At 33.4% G+C, this 16,910-nt stretch carries 15 protein-coding genes and 1 tRNA gene; 11 read left to right on the top strand and 5 right to left on the bottom strand.

The genetic code is table 11. The annotated features are described in order from the left end of the window. Positions 1-96 precede the first annotated feature (96 nt). Together IEV10_RS01530 and odhB are read left to right on the top strand one after the other, a co-directional pair. On the top strand, positions 97-2,856 hold the full coding sequence (locus IEV10_RS01530; protein WP_188372933.1) for a 2-oxoglutarate dehydrogenase E1 component: 2,760 nt from the start codon (positions 97-99) through the stop codon (positions 2,854-2,856). Positions 2,857-2,898: 42 nt separating this feature from the next. Then, positions 2,899-4,113, top strand: coding sequence for a 2-oxoglutarate dehydrogenase complex dihydrolipoyllysine-residue succinyltransferase (gene odhB / locus IEV10_RS01525; RefSeq protein ID WP_188372932.1), 1,215 nt, complete (start codon positions 2,899-2,901; stop codon positions 4,111-4,113). 423 nt (positions 4,114-4,536) lie between these two features. On the opposite strand, the gene IEV10_RS01520 is transcribed toward odhB, so the two are convergent. The 5 genes from IEV10_RS01520 to IEV10_RS01500 all read right to left on the bottom strand — a co-directional run bounded on the left by IEV10_RS01520 (position 4,537) and on the right by IEV10_RS01500 (position 11,099). Next, the gene (locus tag IEV10_RS01520) at positions 4,537-4,977 is read right to left on the bottom strand and encodes a retropepsin-like aspartic protease family protein (protein ID WP_371862922.1); all 441 of its coding nucleotides are present in this window, start codon (positions 4,975-4,977) and stop codon (positions 4,537-4,539) included. Then, complete coding sequence (locus IEV10_RS01515; protein WP_188372930.1) at positions 4,967-7,555, bottom strand: CHAT domain-containing protein; 2,589 nt, start codon at positions 7,553-7,555, stop codon at positions 4,967-4,969. Before IEV10_RS01515 ends, IEV10_RS01520 begins: the two co-directional genes overlap by 11 nt. Positions 7,556-7,572: 17 nt before the next feature. Continuing rightward, positions 7,573-9,534 carry a PKD domain-containing protein gene (locus IEV10_RS01510; RefSeq protein WP_188372929.1) on the bottom strand — a complete coding sequence of 654 codons (1,962 nt, stop codon included), beginning with the start codon at positions 9,532-9,534 and terminating at the stop codon, positions 7,573-7,575. Positions 9,535-9,613: 79 nt separating this feature from the next. Beyond that, positions 9,614-10,597 (bottom strand): riboflavin synthase family protein, encoded by a 984-nt coding sequence (locus tag IEV10_RS01505; protein ID WP_188372928.1) that lies wholly within the window; start codon positions 10,595-10,597, stop codon positions 9,614-9,616. 70 nt (positions 10,598-10,667) lie between these two features. Beyond that, positions 10,668-11,099, bottom strand: a complete 432-nt coding sequence (locus tag IEV10_RS01500) for a hypothetical protein (protein ID WP_188372927.1) — start codon at positions 11,097-11,099, stop codon at positions 10,668-10,670. 115 nt (positions 11,100-11,214) lie between these two features. Between IEV10_RS01500 and IEV10_RS01495 the strand changes: the two genes are divergently transcribed. The 9 genes from IEV10_RS01495 (at position 11,215) to IEV10_RS01455 (ending at position 16,905) form a co-directional block, all read left to right on the top strand. Then, positions 11,215-11,796, top strand: a complete 582-nt coding sequence (locus IEV10_RS01495) for an RNA polymerase sigma factor (RefSeq protein WP_188372926.1) — start codon at positions 11,215-11,217, stop codon at positions 11,794-11,796. Then, entirely contained in the window at positions 11,796-12,542 is a 747-nt protein-coding gene (locus IEV10_RS01490) for a tetratricopeptide repeat protein (protein ID WP_188372925.1), read from the top strand. The genes IEV10_RS01495 and IEV10_RS01490 overlap by 1 nt, the downstream gene beginning before the upstream one ends. Positions 12,543-12,563: 21 nt before the next feature. Further along, positions 12,564-13,331: a TatD family hydrolase gene (locus IEV10_RS01485; protein WP_188372924.1), complete on the top strand. Its 768-nt coding sequence runs from the start codon at positions 12,564-12,566 to the stop codon at positions 13,329-13,331. Between the two features lies 1 nt (position 13,332). Further along, positions 13,333-14,358, top strand: a complete 1,026-nt coding sequence (locus IEV10_RS01480) for an asparaginase (protein WP_188372923.1) — start codon at positions 13,333-13,335, stop codon at positions 14,356-14,358. A 71-nt stretch (positions 14,359-14,429) separates the two neighbouring features. Then, positions 14,430-14,517 (top strand) — tRNA-Ser (locus IEV10_RS01475). A 76-nt stretch (positions 14,518-14,593) separates the two neighbouring features. Then, the gene (locus IEV10_RS01470) at positions 14,594-15,367 is read left to right on the top strand and encodes a MotA/TolQ/ExbB proton channel family protein (RefSeq protein ID WP_188372922.1); all 774 of its coding nucleotides are present in this window, start codon (positions 14,594-14,596) and stop codon (positions 15,365-15,367) included. 9 nt (positions 15,368-15,376) lie between these two features. Next, a complete protein-coding gene (locus tag IEV10_RS01465) occupies positions 15,377-15,814 on the top strand; it encodes a hypothetical protein (protein ID WP_188372921.1) in 438 nt (145 codons plus the stop codon). A gap of 6 nt (positions 15,815-15,820) precedes the next feature. Beyond that, positions 15,821-16,435, top strand: a complete 615-nt coding sequence (locus tag IEV10_RS01460; RefSeq protein ID WP_188372920.1) for an ExbD/TolR family protein — start codon at positions 15,821-15,823, stop codon at positions 16,433-16,435. Positions 16,436-16,440: 5 nt separating this feature from the next. Further along, positions 16,441-16,905 (top strand): ExbD/TolR family protein, encoded by a 465-nt coding sequence (locus tag IEV10_RS01455; RefSeq protein ID WP_188372919.1) that lies wholly within the window; start codon positions 16,441-16,443, stop codon positions 16,903-16,905. The last annotated feature ends 5 nt before the right edge of the window (positions 16,906-16,910 follow it).

The following is a 16,910-nucleotide window of genomic DNA, read 5'->3' as shown; positions in this document are numbered from 1 at the left end:
ACAATGGTTATAAATATACTAAATGTGTTATAGAAAAACCTAAAAGTTGTACTTTTGCCTAAACTTTGTTGAAGCGATAACGTCTCAAAAAAACAAATGGATAAATATTCCTTTCTTAACGCAGCACACACAGCATATTTCGCTGATTTATACGATCAATATCTTAAAAATCCAGATTCTGTAGAACCAAGTTGGAGAGCTTTTTTTCAAGGTTACGATTTTGGCGCTGAAACCTATGGACTAGAAGGCGAGATTATTGAAGGTGTATCGACTCAAATTCCAGAACATGTTCAAAAAGAATTTCAAGTCGTAAAACTTATTGATGGCTATAGAAGTAGAGGTCATTTATTTACGAAGACTAATCCTGTTAGAGCTAGACGAAAGTATGCGCCAACTTTAGAGATTGAAAATTTTGGACTTTCTAAAAGTGACTTATCTACAAAGTTTTCAGCTGGAGAGATTATAGGTTTAGGCTCAGCTACGCTTCAAGAAATTATAGACCATTTAGAGCGTATTTATTGCGATTCTATAGGTGTGGAGTATATGTATATTCGTCAGCCAGAAGAGATTGATTGGATTCAGAAAAAGCTTAATATTAATGATAATCATCCAAGCTTTTCAGCAGATGAGAAAAAGAATATTCTCAGAAAACTGAATGAAGCTGTCTCTTTTGAAACATTTCTGCATACAAAATATGTTGGGCAAAAACGATTTTCTTTAGAAGGAAACGAATCTTTAATTCCTGCATTAGACGCTATGATAGAAAAGGCCGCAGATTATGGTGTTAAAGAGTTTGTAATGGGAATGGCCCATCGAGGACGACTAAGTACATTGACAAATATTTTTGGCAAATCAGCAAAAGACATTTTCAGTGAATTTGATGGAAAGGATTATGAAGAAAAAATCTTTGATGGTGATGTAAAATATCATTTAGGTTGGACGAGTGATCGTGAAACAGATTCGGGCAAAAAGATAAATTTAAGTATTGCTCCAAATCCTTCGCATTTAGAAACTGTTGGTGCAGTTGTTGAAGGGATTTCTAGAGCAAAGCAAGACAGAAAAGATATTGAAGACGCATCTCAAGTTCTCCCAATTGTAGTTCATGGAGATGCAGCAATAGCTGGGCAAGGTTTAGTCTATGAGATTGTGCAAATGGCACAGTTAGATGGCTACAAAACCAATGGTACTGTGCATATTGTAGTTAATAATCAGATAGGTTTTACTACTAATTATTTAGACGGACGCTCTAGCACCTATTGTACAGATGTTGGTAAGGTTACTTTGTCCCCAGTCTTACATGTCAATGCAGATGATGCTGAATCCGTAGTGCATGCCATATTATTTGCATTAGATTTTAGAATGCAATTTAAACGAGACGTGTTTATTGACTTATTAGGATATAGAAAATATGGACATAATGAAGGTGATGAACCAAAGTTTACACAACCTCTATTATACAAAGCTATTTCTAAGCATAAAAACCCTAGAGATATTTATGCCGCAAGATTAATTGCTGAAGGTGTTATTGACGATGGTCATGTCAAAAAAATAGAAAAAGAATACAAAGACCAACTTGAAGAAAAATTAGTTGATTCTCGTAAGATTGAAAAAACTAAGATTTCGCCATTTATGCAAGAAGAATGGAAGAACTTCATTCGAGTTGATGAAAAGGAAATGGTAAAGTCTCCAGACACTACAGTGTCTAAAACGTTATTAAAAGACATCACAAAAACAATTTCTAACTTACCAGAAGATAAAAAGTTTATTCGTAAGATTCAGCGATTAGTAGAATCTCGTCAGACCATGTTTGATGAAGATAGGTTAGATTGGGCAATGGCTGAGCATTTAGCATATGGGTCTTTATTATCTGAAGGCTTCAATGTTAGAATTTCTGGTCAAGATGTAGAACGAGGAACATTCTCTCACAGGCATGCTGTTGTTAAGGTAGAAGATAGCGAAGAAGAAATTATCTTACTTAAAAATGTAGCTAAGAATCAAGGGCAATTTAATATTTACAATTCGTTATTATCAGAATACGGTGTTGTAGGTTTTGATTATGGCTATGCTATGGCTAGTCCAAATACACTTACCATTTGGGAAGCACAATTTGGAGACTTTAGTAATGGTGCTCAAATAATGATTGATCAGTACATCTCTTCTGGAGAAGATAAATGGAAAACTCAAAACGGACTGGTAATGTTATTGCCTCATGGTTATGAAGGTCAAGGCGCAGAGCATTCCTCAGGCCGCATGGAACGCTATTTACAAGTTTGTGCCAAGGATAATATGTTTGTTGCAGATTGTACGACTCCTGCTAATATGTTTCATTTATTACGCAGACAGATGAAAGCTAATTACAGAAAACCATTGGTAGTTTTTACCCCAAAAAGCTTATTACGTCATCCAAAAGTGGTCTCGACAGTAGAAGAATTTGCTAATGGAAGTTTCCAAATGTTAATTGACGACGAGAATGCTAAGGCAACTAAGGTGAAGACTCTAGTTTTTGTTACAGGTAAGTTCTATTACGATTTGCTTGAAGAGCAAGAAAAATTAGGAAGAGATGATGTGGCATTGGTAAGAATAGAACAATTGTTTCCATTACCAACTGCAGCTATTAATAAGGTACTTAAAAAGTACAAAAATGCAGATGATATCGTTTGGGCACAAGAAGAGCCGAGGAACATGGGTGCTTATGGACATATGCTAATGCATATTGAAGAAGCAAAACAGTTTAGAGCCGCTACAAGAAGACCTTATGGTGCGCCGGCGGCAGGAAGTTCAGTACGATCAAAAATACGTCATCAGCAGGTGATAGATTATGTTTTTGATAAAACAAAAGACAACCAAAGAAATTAATAAATAAAAACTCAAATCAGAGCTTAAATAAATAAAAGAACGATGATTTTAGAAATGAAAGTGCCTTCACCAGGCGAATCAATTACTGAAGTAGAAATAGCAGAATGGTTAGTTGAAGATGGCGATTATGTAGAAAAAGACCAAGCCATCGCTGAGGTAGATAGCGACAAAGCAACATTAGAACTACCTGCGGAAGTAAGTGGAACAATTACACTAAAAGCTGAAGAAGGAGATGCAGTTGAAGTTGGTGCAGTAGTTTGTTTAATAGACACAAGTGCTACAAAACCTGAAGGGAGTTCTGATGAAGCTCCAAAAGAAGAGAAGAAAGAAACTGCACCAAAAAAAGAAGTTTCTAAGCCAACAGAGGAATCTAAAACTTATGCCACAGGAACACCAAGTCCTGCAGCTAAAAAAATATTAGACGAAAAAGGAATTGATGCTAAATCTGTATCTGGCACTGGTCGTGATGGACGTATAACTAAGGATGATGCTGTTAATGCTGTGCCGTCAATGGGAACTCCATCTGGAGGAAACCGAGGGACATCCCGCAGTAAAATGTCAATGTTACGTCGTAAGGTTGCTGAGCGATTAGTTGAGGCAAAGAATACGACAGCGATGTTGACAACGTTTAACGAAGTCGATATGTCACCGATATTCGATTTGCGTAAACAATACAAAGAAGATTTTAAAGCTAAGCATGGTGTAAGTCTTGGGTTTATGAGTTTCTTTAGCTTAGCTGTTGTTAGAGCATTACAATTATATCCTGCGGTTAACTCTATGATAGATGGTAAAGAAATGCTTTCGTATGATTTTGTAGATATTAGTATTGCAGTTTCTGGGCCAAAAGGATTGATGGTGCCAGTTATAAGAAATGCTGAAAACTTATCTTTTAGAGGTGTAGAGTCAGAAGTAAAACGATTAGCATTAAGAGCCAGAGATGGGAAAATCACTGTGGATGAAATGACAGGCGGAACCTTTACCATTTCTAATGGTGGTGTTTTTGGTAGTATGTTATCTACACCAATAATTAATCCTCCTCAAAGTGGAATTTTAGGGATGCATAATATTGTTGAGCGACCTGTAGCTATAGATGGTAAGGTAGAGATTAGACCAATAATGTTTGTTGCGTTGTCTTATGACCATAGAATTATTGATGGTAAAGAGTCTGTAGGATTCTTAGTCGCAGTAAAAGAAGCACTAGAAAATCCTATAGAATTATTAATGGATAATAATATTAAAAAGGCATTAGAGTTATAAACTCAATCCTACTATTAAAAAGTAAAAGCGCAATTCCCCCAAATTGCGCTTTTGTTTTTAGATACCCTTATATCTAAAGCTAACTAAACTAAAATTAACTAAAAAAAATAACAGAGATATTAGCTGTAATTATAGCAACAGTACTTACAATTAGAAGTAACACAAATATTTTACTGTTATTGTTTTTCATACTAATGAATAGTCTCTCTGTAAAACTATAAATTGCTTTAATCGTTAGCTAAGGTAAATTTCCGAATAAATTTTCAAATATTTATACGTAGAAATACGTGCTTTTTATTTTTTTTAAAATTTATAAAATATTGAAAATCAAATAGTTGTAAAAAAGCACGTTTTTTCGCACAAAAAAATCCTTCTTATTTTGTCAAAAACCAATTTTTGAATTGTAGAGATTAAAATGAAGAATTATTGAAGTTTTAGGTAAAGGTATTTTTTATCATAGTCAATGATGCCTTTCCCTTTTTTTAGAATGTCAGCACCTATGATTCCATCAACTTTATCTACATTATGGTTTATCAAACCTTCATTAACATGATTAAGATTAAATAGCACCAAAGCAATGCGTTGCTTTTTCCATTTACCAATTGTTACGGTATTAGATTTTGAGAGTTTTGTCTCCATACCAGATGCTCCAGCACCAACGGCTTTTATTTCAGAATCTACGACTTTAAGATTAAACTGTTTAATAGCTTCAAAACCAACACAGCTACTTGATGCGCCAGTATCTAAAATAAATCGCCCTTTTACACCATTAATTGTTGCTCTAATTTCAAAATGATTGGTTTTTGTGAGCTTCAGTTTTATTTTAGAATAGCCTTTTAACGTCAAAAAATCTTTAAGTGCCATTTGCATTTTTGTAGTAGTATTTAAACATCAAAAATACAATTATTAGTAATGCTAATACCCCAAGACTCCATAAAAGGACTATTGACTTAGCGGATTTTAACTCCTGAGAATCACCATAATAAGTAAAAGCTCCCCAATAGTAAGGTGATTTTTTGGCATTGCTAATTGTGTTATTGCTTAGGTAGTCAATCTTTGATTGCGTGTTTGAAAATACTGCGGACTTTCCATTACCATAATACCTATAAAAAGACGACATAATCTCTGAAGTACTTAAATCATTAATTTGCCATAAAGAAAACAATATGTTTTTTGCACCAGCATACTGAAATCCACTGGCAATACTCATAGTACCTTCACCTTTTACTAGTTTTCCAATACCAGTCTCGCAAGCACTTAGTACCACTAAATTTGGGTTAAGATTAAGATTATACAGCTCGTTTAATGATAAAATAGTATTTGAAAAAGAAATTGTTGCAGGATTTACAAAATCACCAGAAGTTGCATGTGTAGACAAATGTAGAATAGAATAGTCGCTAGCTTTTTTTATAAAGCTTTCTTTAGTTGCTAGTTGGTGCATTAAAAGTTTTGATGGGATTTGTGTTTCGATACTTTTTGCTTCGTTTATTGTATGTAATAGTTCTTGATTAGAATCTTTAAAAACTGGGAAAATACCGAGTAAATTATCTTCTAATCTTTCTTTATTATCGTTTAAGTAAAATAAAAGGCTGGAATTATAAGCCAATGACTGATTATTAACTACAAAGGGCATTTTAGAGAAGATAGTTGAGGTCGTTTTAGTATATAAAAGCGTTTCAAAAGGAATAAAATTAATCCATCCATCAGGAATTATAATAACATTAGGTTGATCACTAACAGCATTAAACTTTAAAAGATTGTATATCGAAAACGCATCTTCTGTATAGGCTGCAACATCAGAATTTATCTTTGTAGCATCATTAAAATAGCTTATAAAATTTATGATATCTTGAGTTGTATTTTGATGAATAGGGATTTTATTAAAAGCATGATTCTTTTCAGAAAACACAAATTGATAAATCGCATTCTTGCCATAAAAATATTCTACTATAGTTGTGTTCTCAGCTTTTAGTTTTGTATAAATGTCCTTAAGAGTTATAGCTTTAGTGCTCTCAATAGAATAATTCTGCTTAATTAAGTCTTGCAAAAACTTAAGCTCATTGTTTATTTTTATTAGCCTTAATCTTATGCTGTCTTGCGCATTGATTAGATTCTTGTTTGCAGGTCTATTGAGAAGCCTATTAGTTAATTGCCTTTGTTCTTTTAGAAGTAAGTTTTCTTTTATAAGCGTTGAATCAGAATCCCCATATTTTTGGATTCGATTTCTACGTTCAGAGCGGTTTTTTAAAATCGAAACTTTATGTTGTTCAGCATAATTGATTGCTTGCTGTAAAAAAATAGAATCTCTGTCTTTAAGATATAGTTGATGCAAAATGCCAATGCATTTTTCACTTCTGTTTCTATTTGCATTAGCTTTAACTATGAGGCTTTCTTCACTAGAACTTTCGTAATCTAATAAATTGGCAACATAAATGCCAAGGTTGTGATATGACAATTTTTTCTCAGGATTTGCCTCCATTTCTGCTAGTAAATCAAAGACGTCTAAAAATGTATTTTCTGGGTATAAATTAGTTTCATTAAGATGCTGCAAATCTTTAAACTTGGGTAAAAGTATAGCAAGCGTATTTTTTAATTCTTGTAATGCTTTATCAGGCTTATTAATGAGATAATATAATTGAGCTTCTTGGAAACTAAGCTTTGCAAGCGCTCTTGAAGACGTAAGCTTGTTTTTTAGAGTGTTGTTTTTAATGCGATTAAAGTAGCTAAAGGCTTTGTTGTAATCTTCGTTTTTAAGATTAAGCTGATATTTTAGTTGTAAAGTTTCAAAATCTTCTTTTATGCTAAAGACAATATCGCCATCTAAAAGAAGTTTTTCTTGATTAGTTTCTAACAACAATTGACTTCTTCGTTTTAAACTATTAAGTCTTTGTTTTTGCTGTTTTTTTATGCCGTCTATCTGTAATGTTTTGTCTATTATATTTATAACGCTTTGATGTCTATTTAAAGATTGATACAATCCAGCAAGATTAATGCTTCCTGTTATTTGCTGAGTTTTATTATTCTGCTTTTTGGCAATAACGATATAGTGTTTTATAATGTTTTCAGCTTTGAGGTAAGCATTAGTTTTGTGGTAAAGTATACCAAGCGGAATTAAACAATATTCAACAATATCGTAGCTTGCTACATTGTTTTTTATATAGATTTGGTGTGCTTTCTCGTAGGCAGAAATTGCTTCTCTTTGCTTGTTTTGTTCCCCTAAATAATAGGCTTTATTTACAATAAGATTGATAAATGCAAAGTACTCATCTTCTGTCCTTAACTGGGGTTCGTAGATTTTAATTTCAGAATTTAAAATTTGTAAGTTTTTGAGATTTGGTTCACTATAAAACTGTTCTGTTGATGCGTAAATACGCTCCTCTAAAGTTTGAGAAAAGCAAACCGAAAAGCTCGAAACAAAAAAAAGAACGAAGAGGTTTTTCATTTATACTTTAAAAGAATTTAGAACTTCCAAATACCATACAATTGAAGATAATTAAAATTAGCCTTGAAGTTAAAGACATAACGTGCGCCAAAGCTTGGCCCAATTCTGGCAAAACCACCTGTGACTTCTACTAAAAATCCAGTTCTAAGGTTTGTAAAAGAATCTGAAAATTCAGAAGTAGAATTAAGAGTTTCTATAATTGGGGCTTGTGGATTTGTGCCTTCAAAACGCTCTATTAAAAGAGATTCATCTCTTTTTTCACTAAGAGTTATCATAGTATTAAGACCAGCTCCTAAACCTATGTAGTTATTAATATTGTATCTCATTAAAATAGGAACCTCCCAATCTATATTCTGAAAACTAGACGAAGCTGTAGTGCGTTGTAATTGTTCAAAGCCTTGTGCTCCTCCTATAATTTCTTCAGTAATAGAGGTATCCGAATCATAATTATGAAAGCTATTCAAAAGCTCTACTTGCCAATACCATCGATAAGACTTGTATGGCGAAACTGTTGCACCAACAAAGTAGCTTTTAGAGTCTTTTAAATCTGGAAAATAATTATAGCCTGCCTTTGCTCCAATCGATATGCCTGGTAAAAATCGAGTTGTAGAATAATTCGTAATTATGGGATCGTTTTTATCAAAAATTATTGCAGTTCTACTTCTAGTCTTTTTCTTATGAAAATCTTTAGAGAATTTAATCTTATACCTTACAAAGCCTTTGGTAGAATCATACGCTTTTACATTTTTTTGTTCGCTTCCTGGCAGGTAAATATTTTTAAATGTAAATATAGCTTGAGTTTCAGTATATGTGGTGTCCAGGCAACTGTATTGCACCTCTCTTTTGGGACAAATTTTTACTTTTGGATACATGTCCATGACCTCTAAAGTTTGTTTGTCTAGCATCTCAGGAATATCTGTTTCCAGTCTAATTGTTCGTGCTGGACCTTCACCGTTATTTTGAAACTTAATTTTATATTTAAGCGTTTTAAATCGTACAAATCTGTAATTCAGAAATGTACCATTACTTGACATCTTATTTGGGTCATGAGATGTGACAATCTCCATTTCCATGTCTTTTACTGTATGGTTGCTATAGTTAGAATCTGGGACAAAAACACCACGGACAGAAATTATAGCACTTGTGTCTTTAAGCATTTCTGGTGTGGTTTTCATTGTAAAAAACACATGACGTTCTTCTTTAGGTTCCATGTTTGTAAACTCTAAAACTTTAGATTTTTTGTAATAGTCGTTGGCCTCTTTTAAAGTTAATGGTAAATCTGTTTTTTTAGTAGAGTCTTGCTGTTTTATATGTAGATTTTTAATAACATCTTCGGATGAAGCTAGGAGCGTGCCATCAAAACTGTCTTTTGGAATGTTATAAACGATATCTTCATTAATCAGTTCTTCTTCACCATGATGTGTTCGCATTTCAGTTAATTCAAAATTATTAGCTGCATATTTTTGCTCGTTATAGAATAAGTAAAGTTTACCATTAGAAGCATAGTCATTTTCATTTTTATAACTCATGATTAGTACCATGTCTTGGTCTGGCATTGGTTCTCTGTTGCGCTGTAATGTAAAATCTTCAGACATTGAAGCTTGTGCTTGAAAATTTTCAGCATCTTTAGAAATACTTATTTTTTTAGGACGACTCACAGGTGGCTTCCCTGTATCGTAATTGTTAGTAACCCATAGCTTTACTTCATAATCACCTTTATCTTTATATACGTGTTTAGGATTCTTTTCTTTACTATAATTGCCATCACCCATCTCCCAATAATAGGTGTAAAATGCTTTTGGAGCACCAGCTATTTGTTCTAATGGTGGTGTTTCAGCATTTAATATCAGGCTATCAGCTTTTACACGATGTTGTATCGAAGCTATTCTGGGTTTTATAGAATCAGAAACTGCCTTTTGCTGAGAAAAAACAGTTAAAAAGCAGAAAAGAAAACCAAATACAAAAGCATTAGATTTCATAATTATATTGAGTTGATTGCACTTAAATATAAAAAAAAGCGATGACTCCCCCTTGGTCATCGCTTTTACAGGTCAAGAATTATGGTAGGGCATTTATGACAGTTGTTAATTCAGTATCTGTTGCTGAAATTAAATTACCAGCGTTAAAAGTAATCTGATCATTAGCTGCTATTGTCACTGCTTGAATATGATATAACCATCCCCCGGTTTCATTTGGTGATGCAAAAATGATGTGGCACTCTAAACCAATAGGAATCTGTCCATAATGCTCACTGAATAATCCTGATCCAGTATCATAAGTGTCAAGGTTTGCTAATCCTGTATCTTCACCATCGTAAGAGATAAACACAGAACTATTTGTATTATCATAACCTGTTGGTGGCGCAACTAAGATTGTTGTTTTTGGTCTTGGATCATTATAAAAACGATCTACATTACTCCAACCAAAGTCATTAAAGAATGCATAATATTGTCCGCCTTCTGCAAAAACTTCACCACCCATTCCTTGAGGACCACCTTCCATTTCGTCCCAAGTTAAGTTGTCATTTTCGTCAATTCTACCAGTCCAAAGCTCCATTGCTGGGTCATCACCGCCAGTAAGATTAGATGGTATCTGTAACTCTATTGGGCAGTTTGTTTCTAACGCAATTCCGTTTTGAAAAGCTTCTATTAAAAACTCTCCACCGGTCAACAACATAGCTTTATCTCCATTTGGTAATGTACCCATTGTGTTTCTGTTTGTTTTTAACATGTTTGCTTTATCAAAAATTTCTGTTAGCTCTACATCTACTAATCCAGTTGCAGCGTTTCCATTAAGAGTTAAACAAGCACCGTTAATGCTAACACTAACACCACTAGCTGTTGTTAGAGTCGTTATTCCGTCTTCAACCGTAAGCTGAAAATCTTGTTTTAAAGCTTCGCGAGCGTTTTCTTTTAGAGTTTGAAACTCTTGTTGTGTTGGGACAAAAGGGAGTATTGGGTCTAAATCATCTGAAGTTTTGCAGCTTGTTAATATAACTGCCATCATTAATAAGGTTCCGAAAATTGATTTTAAAGTTTTCATAATTTCTAATATTTATTGTTTTACACCTTTATATCAACAGGGCAACAATTTTGTTACCCTGTTTTTGGTTTTATTTTTTACTTGTAATTATTTTATAGGTAATTACTTCACCTTTTGTGACAAGTGCAATCATTGCTCTTGCGTCTCTTTCAGAAGAAGAGTAACCTTTAGCCTTTCCGTTTGTGGAGTCTACTTCCCAGTAATAAGTTCTACTGTCTGAGGCATCACTTTTTAATACGTGATAACTAATTATCTTTTTTTCAAGAACCACTTCATTACGGCTAAAAAGTCTTATCATTTCTTTGGCTTCTTCCAGACTAGATGAAGTTCCTGAGCTTTTCCCTGTTAAGGTTTTTACAGACCACTCGTACTCAGTTGTAATATTGTTTTCTGTAATTTCTGTTTTAACAATTGCTTTAGTTGCCTTTGTTTTTAATGTTGTAGCGTTTAAGTTTAAGAACGATAATACTACTGTACTGATAATTAAAATTGAACGTTTCATAATTTCTAATTTTTAAGGATTAATTTTCTCGTTACAACCTTATATCAGTATCCTAATAAAATTGTTACCCTGTTTCTTTAAAGTTTTTTTAAATTAGTAGAAAATACAGGGGCTATTGGGCGAAAAAAAAAATCATGAAGACCAGAAATATATTACTGGATTGTTGCAAAACAACTCTTTTGTGATACAATCTATATATGATAAGTATGCGCCTAAAGTGGTTAATTATATTAAACAGAATAATGGAAGTGCAGATGAAGCCCAAGACATTATTCAAGAGGCCATTATTACTATATATCATCAAGCAAGTCAAAAAAACTTACAACTCACTTGCCCGTTTGATGCCTATTTTTTTCTGCTGTGTAAACGTAAATGGTTAAACCACCTCAAAAAAAATTACAATAAAGAGGTAACAATTAATGAGGCAACTGTATCTATAGGTGACGATGCACAAGAATTAGCCTTCGAAACTGAAATTTTTGGCGAAAAACAAGCTTTGTTTGCTGAGATGTTTAATAAGTTGGGTGATGCTTGTAAAGATTTGCTTAAAGCAACTTTTAAAATAAAATCTATGGAAGAGGTTGCAGAACGTCTTGGTGTAACTTATGCTTATGCCAGAAAAAAGAAATCTTTGTGCATTGGTAAATTAACCGAAATGGTGCGAAAATCACCCAAATTTAACCAGCTTAAGTTGTAATGAAGGAAGAAAATTACATAGCGTTTGAGAATTACATTTCTAAATCCTTATCGGATAAAGAGGTGTTGGCTTTTGAAGAAAAGTTAAGTTCAGATTCTGAATTTAGAAAGGACTTTGAAACCTATAAAGAACTATCAGAGTTTTTAGAGCACAGTTATGGAGAAGCTAAGGCTTCAAAAGATTTTGAAACTAATTTAAAAGCCATATCTAATACCTATTTTAATAAACAAGAACATCAAGCTCAGCCTCTAAAGAAGTCAAAAAGATTTAAGATTAGCCAACTAGCTATTGCTGCTACAGTTATTGTGTTTTTAGGCTTGTTTATCTTTAATAGATTTTCAGCACCAGGCTATGAAGATTATTCAGACTATGGTGTTATTAGTTTGTCGGTAAGAGGGAATGTCGAAGATGTCGTCATTAAAGCTCAGAAGGCATTTAATGAAAAAAACTATAAAGATGCCGAAGTCTATTTATCTGAAATTTTGAAAACAGATTCGGATAATGATGAAGTAAAGCTGTACAGAGCTATTAGCCAAATTGAACAAGATAAGTTTGAAGAGGCAGATACTGTTTTAAAACAAATATTTTCGGGAAAATCAGCTTATAAGAATGAAGCACTCTGGTATGCTGCTTTGAGCAAGCTAAAACAAGAAGATACCAAAGCATGTGTAGCGCTTCTTAAAGGCCTGTCTGAGGATACAATCTATTACGAAAAAGCTCAAAAATTAATTGATAAACTAGACTAAAAAGATGTGTATTTTTGCGCTATGATAATTACAGATACGCATACACATTTATATAGTGAAGCCTTTGACGAAGATAGGCATGAGATGATACAACGTGCTATCGAGGCTAATGTAAAGCGCTTTTTTATTCCAGCCATTGACTCTAGTTATACTGAAGCGATGTATAAACTAGAGGCAGAGTTTCCTAACGAGGTGTTTTTAATGATGGGGCTGCACCCCACTTCTGTAAAAGAAAATTACAAAGAAGAGCTTAAACATATTGAAGAACAATTTCAAGCAAGAGATTTCTACGCTGTTGGGGAAATAGGAATTGATCTCTATTGGGACAAAAGCACTTTGCCAATACAGGTTGAAGCATTTAAGCATCAGATTAACTTGGCAAAAAAATACAAGCTGCCTATTGTAATACATTGTCGAGAAGCTTTTGATGAAATCTTTGAAGTTTTAGAACAAGAAAAAAGTGATGATTTGTTTGGGATATTTCATTGTTTTACAGGAAACTTAGATCAAGCTAAACAAGCCATTTCTTATAATATGAAGTTAGGAATAGGTGGTGTGGTGACGTTCAAAAACGGAAAAATTAATCAGTTTATTCATCAAATAGATTTAAAGCATATTGTTCTTGAAACAGATTCACCATATCTTGCACCTAAACCCTACAGAGGAAAACGTAACGAAAGTCAATATGTTATTAAGGTATTAGAGAAACTTTCAGAATTGTATGGTTTATCTACTGAAGAAATAGCTCGTATTACAACAGAAAACTCTAAAGCAATTTTTGGGATATAAGATGAAAAAACAAAACATACTTTTAATATACACAGGCGGAACTATTGGTATGGTAAAAGATGTCAATACTGGCGCATTAAAGGCTTTTGATTTTAATAATCTTATACAAAGAATACCAGAATTACGATTGCTAGATTGTAATATAGAAACTATATCTTTTGAAGAACCTATAGATTCCTCTAATATTAATCCAGAATATTGGTGCGTAATAGCAGACACAATTAAAGACAATTATAAACGCTTTGACGGTTTTGTTGTATTGCATGGCAGTGATACAATGAGTTATTCTGCATCCGCTTTGAGTTTTATACTCGAAAACTTAGCAAAGCCTATTATATTTACTGGGTCTCAACTCCCAATAGGAGATTTAAGAACAGATGCAAAAGAAAACCTAATTACATCTATTCAATTAGCGACACTCAATAATAATGGTATACCTATTATAAGAGAAGTAGGCTTATATTTTGAATACAAATTATACAGAGGCAATCGCACGACAAAAATTAATGCGGAGCATTTTGAAGCCTTTGAGTCTTTGAATTATCCAAATTTGGCAGAATCTGGCGTAAATCTCAATGTTAACAAAGAGTATCTTTTAAAACCTAATGAAGGACTTGCGCTTAAGGTTAATAAAAAGCTGGATACTAATGTTGCGATACTTAAATTATTTCCAGGCATATCAAAACCAATATTAGAAGCTGTTTTACGAAGTAAACTCATTAAAGGATTAGTTATAGAAACTTATGGATCGGGTAATGCTACTACAGAAACTTGGTTCATTGATTTGTTGAGAGAAGCTGTTAAAAGAGGTATGTATATTATTAACGTTACGCAATGTGCTGGCGGAAGTGTAAATATGGGACAGTATGAAACGAGCTCGCAGTTAAAAGAAATTGGTATTATCTCTGGAAAAGATTTAACTACTGAGGCTGCAATAACAAAGTTAATGTACCTCATTGGACAGGATATTAATCCTTTAGAGTTTCAAAGCATTTATGAAACGTCACTACGTGGCGAAATGTCCTAAAATTAACGCCCATAATTTTAGTGTTTAAAGATTTTTTTGTTATTTGGCGTTCTGTAATTTTTAAGACTTACAGAGAGGTGGCCGAGTGGTCGAAGGCGCACGCCTGGAAAGTGTGTAAACGCCAAAAGCGTTTCGAGGGTTCGAATCCCTTCCTCTCTGCTGATGTTTTACTTAAATAGTTACATATTTTTTTTATCTTTAACACTTTAACTAATAAAAATTAAGATTCAAGACAATGAAAAGATTATTTTCTATCCTAGCCATTACATGTTTAATGGTTATTGGAACTGTTAATGCAAATGCAACAACAACAGTAGCAGCCGCAACAACAACTGTTGCAAATGTAGCCCAAGAAACAAATGAAGCAGCAGCTGAAGACTTAGGGTTTCATCAAGAATTAAAAAAGAGATTTATTGAAGGTGGTCCTGGGTTTATGGGAATCGTTTTATTATGTTTAATTCTTGGTTTAGCAATTGCTATTGAAAGAATTATCTTTTTAAATCTTTCTACTACAAATTCAAAGAAATTAACTCAAAATGTTGAGGATGCTTTGGCATCTGGTGGTATCGAAGCTGCTAAGGAAGTTTGTAGAAATACAAAAGGTCCTGTTGCATCTATATTTTACCAAGGTTTAGACAGAGCAGACGAAGATATTGATGCTGCTGAAAAAGCTGTTGTAGCTTACGGTGGTGTACAAATGGGACAATTAGAGAAAAATGTTTCTTGGATATCATTATTTATCGCACTTGCACCAATGTTAGGTTTCATGGGTACGGTAATTGGTATGATTCAAGCATTCGATAAAATTGAAGCAGCTGGAGACATGCAACCTTCTTTAGTAGCAGGTGGTATTAAAGTAGCACTTTTAACAACTGTATTTGGTCTTATTGTGGCTATTATACTTCAGATTTTTTACAACTACATCATCGCTAAGATTGATAGTATTGTAAACGATATGGAAGATTCTTCTATCACATTGATGGATTTATTAGTAAGACACAAAAAATAAGAAGTAGATATGCATAAAATATTAAAAATAGTAGCAGCCTTACTAGGGGTTCTTGGTATTGTTTTTCTTGTTAGAATTATTTCTGCAGGAGATGACGCAATCAAGAGTGGTGAGTCTGCTGGCTTAGTAGATCCTATGGCTTATGTAGCATACATAATATTAGGAATAGTATTAGCATTTGTTGTATTCTTTGTAGTCAAAAATTTATTTACAAATACAGCAGGTCTTAAAAACACATTAATAGGAGTTGGCGCTTTTGTTGCTGTACTTGTTATTTCTTATGTAGTTTCAGGAGGAGACACTAGAGCTTATAAGTTACAGGATGGTATTGCAACTGATGGTCAGTCTCAAATGGTAGGTGCAGGTTTAGTAGCTTTTTATATACTATTAGCTATTGCTGCAGTTTCAATGATTTTCTCAGGAGTAAAAAAAATATTAAGTAAATAGTAGATTATGGCAAAAAGAGCAGCACCAGAAGTTAACGCAGGTTCAATGGCTGACATTGCTTTCTTACTATTGATATTTTTCTTAGTAACAACTACAATCGAGAAGGATAAAGGTATTTTAAGAAGTTTGCCGCCAATTGATGATTCACAAACTGAGCCACCAATTATTAAACAAAAAAACTTGTTTACTATTTTGGTAAATAGAGATGACCGTCTTTTGGTTGAAGAAGAGGAAATGGATATCAAAGATTTAAGACAGGCAGCAGTAGACTTCTTAGATAATGGTGGAGATGTTAATGCAGAAGGTGAGTCATGTACTTACTGTAGAGGTAAAAAAGACCCAGCTTCGTCAGATCATCCCGATAAGGCAATTATTACGCTAAAGCATGATAGAGAAACTAGTTATGGCAGATATATCGAAGTACAGAACGAACTAGTTGCAGCTTATAACGAGCTGAGAGAAAGAGAAGCTCAACGTATTTTTAACAGATCTTTTGCATCCATGTTAGAGGAGAAAGAAAAGAATCAGTTTAATAAAGACGAAAAGCTGAACGCCGATATTAAGAGAATTAAGGACATGTATCCTATGAAACTCTCAGAAGCAGAACCAGATAAAAGTTAATTAGTATGTCTAAGTTTAAGAAGAAAAAAGGTGGTGAATTACCGGCGATATCGACGGCATCTTTACCAGACATTGTATTTATGTTATTGTTCTTTTTTATGGTAGCAACTGTAATGAGAGATAACTCTACAATGGTAGAAAACACTTTACCTGTAGCAGATCAGATAGAGAAGCTTAAAAAAGACAGAACCATGTTTATTTATGCTGGGAAACCAAGTTCGCAATACAGTAATTTAGGTACCGAAGGGCGTATTCAAATTAATGATTCATTTGTTAATTTAGATGCCGTTCAGCCTGCTGTTTTCGAATATATCGCTACACTACCTGAAGAATTAAAAGATAGGGTTGTTATAGCTTTAAAGGTCGATGAAAATACAAATGCAGGTATTGTTTCAGATGTTAAGCAAGAGCTCAGAGAAGCTAATGCACTTAAGATCATGTACATTACCGGTAAGAAAAAAGAAGAATAAATAAA

Origin of the sequence: Winogradskyella haliclonae, assembly GCF_014635865.1 — a bacterium.
Taxonomy (GTDB): domain Bacteria; phylum Bacteroidota; class Bacteroidia; order Flavobacteriales; family Flavobacteriaceae; genus Winogradskyella; species Winogradskyella haliclonae.
The sequence above is the reverse complement of the archived record's forward strand: the minus strand, read 5'-3'. Positions and strand labels throughout refer to the sequence as shown.

Excerpts from the sequence above, each read along its gene's own strand:
- IEV10_RS01520 (WP_371862922.1), bottom strand. The coding sequence starts at position 4,977 with ATGGCACTTAAAGATTTTTTGACGTTAAAAGGCTATTCTAAAATAAAA.
- IEV10_RS01470 (WP_188372922.1), top strand. The coding sequence starts at position 14,594 with ATGAAAAGATTATTTTCTATCCTAGCCATTACATGTTTAATGGTTATT.
- IEV10_RS01515 (WP_188372930.1), bottom strand. The coding sequence starts at position 7,555 with ATGAAAAACCTCTTCGTTCTTTTTTTTGTTTCGAGCTTTTCGGTTTGC.
- IEV10_RS01505 (WP_188372928.1), bottom strand. The coding sequence starts at position 10,597 with ATGAAAACTTTAAAATCAATTTTCGGAACCTTATTAATGATGGCAGTT.
- IEV10_RS01465 (WP_188372921.1), top strand. The coding sequence starts at position 15,377 with ATGCATAAAATATTAAAAATAGTAGCAGCCTTACTAGGGGTTCTTGGT.
- IEV10_RS01500 (WP_188372927.1), bottom strand. The coding sequence starts at position 11,099 with ATGAAACGTTCAATTTTAATTATCAGTACAGTAGTATTATCGTTCTTA.
- IEV10_RS01530 (WP_188372933.1), top strand. The coding sequence starts at position 97 with ATGGATAAATATTCCTTTCTTAACGCAGCACACACAGCATATTTCGCT.
- IEV10_RS01480 (WP_188372923.1), top strand. The coding sequence starts at position 13,333 with ATGAAAAAACAAAACATACTTTTAATATACACAGGCGGAACTATTGGT.
- odhB (WP_188372932.1), top strand. The coding sequence starts at position 2,899 with ATGATTTTAGAAATGAAAGTGCCTTCACCAGGCGAATCAATTACTGAA.
- IEV10_RS01485 (WP_188372924.1), top strand. The coding sequence starts at position 12,564 with ATGATAATTACAGATACGCATACACATTTATATAGTGAAGCCTTTGAC.
- IEV10_RS01490 (WP_188372925.1), top strand. The coding sequence starts at position 11,796 with ATGAAGGAAGAAAATTACATAGCGTTTGAGAATTACATTTCTAAATCC.
- IEV10_RS01455 (WP_188372919.1), top strand. The coding sequence starts at position 16,441 with ATGTCTAAGTTTAAGAAGAAAAAAGGTGGTGAATTACCGGCGATATCG.
- IEV10_RS01460 (WP_188372920.1), top strand. The coding sequence starts at position 15,821 with ATGGCAAAAAGAGCAGCACCAGAAGTTAACGCAGGTTCAATGGCTGAC.
- IEV10_RS01510 (WP_188372929.1), bottom strand. The coding sequence starts at position 9,534 with ATGAAATCTAATGCTTTTGTATTTGGTTTTCTTTTCTGCTTTTTAACT.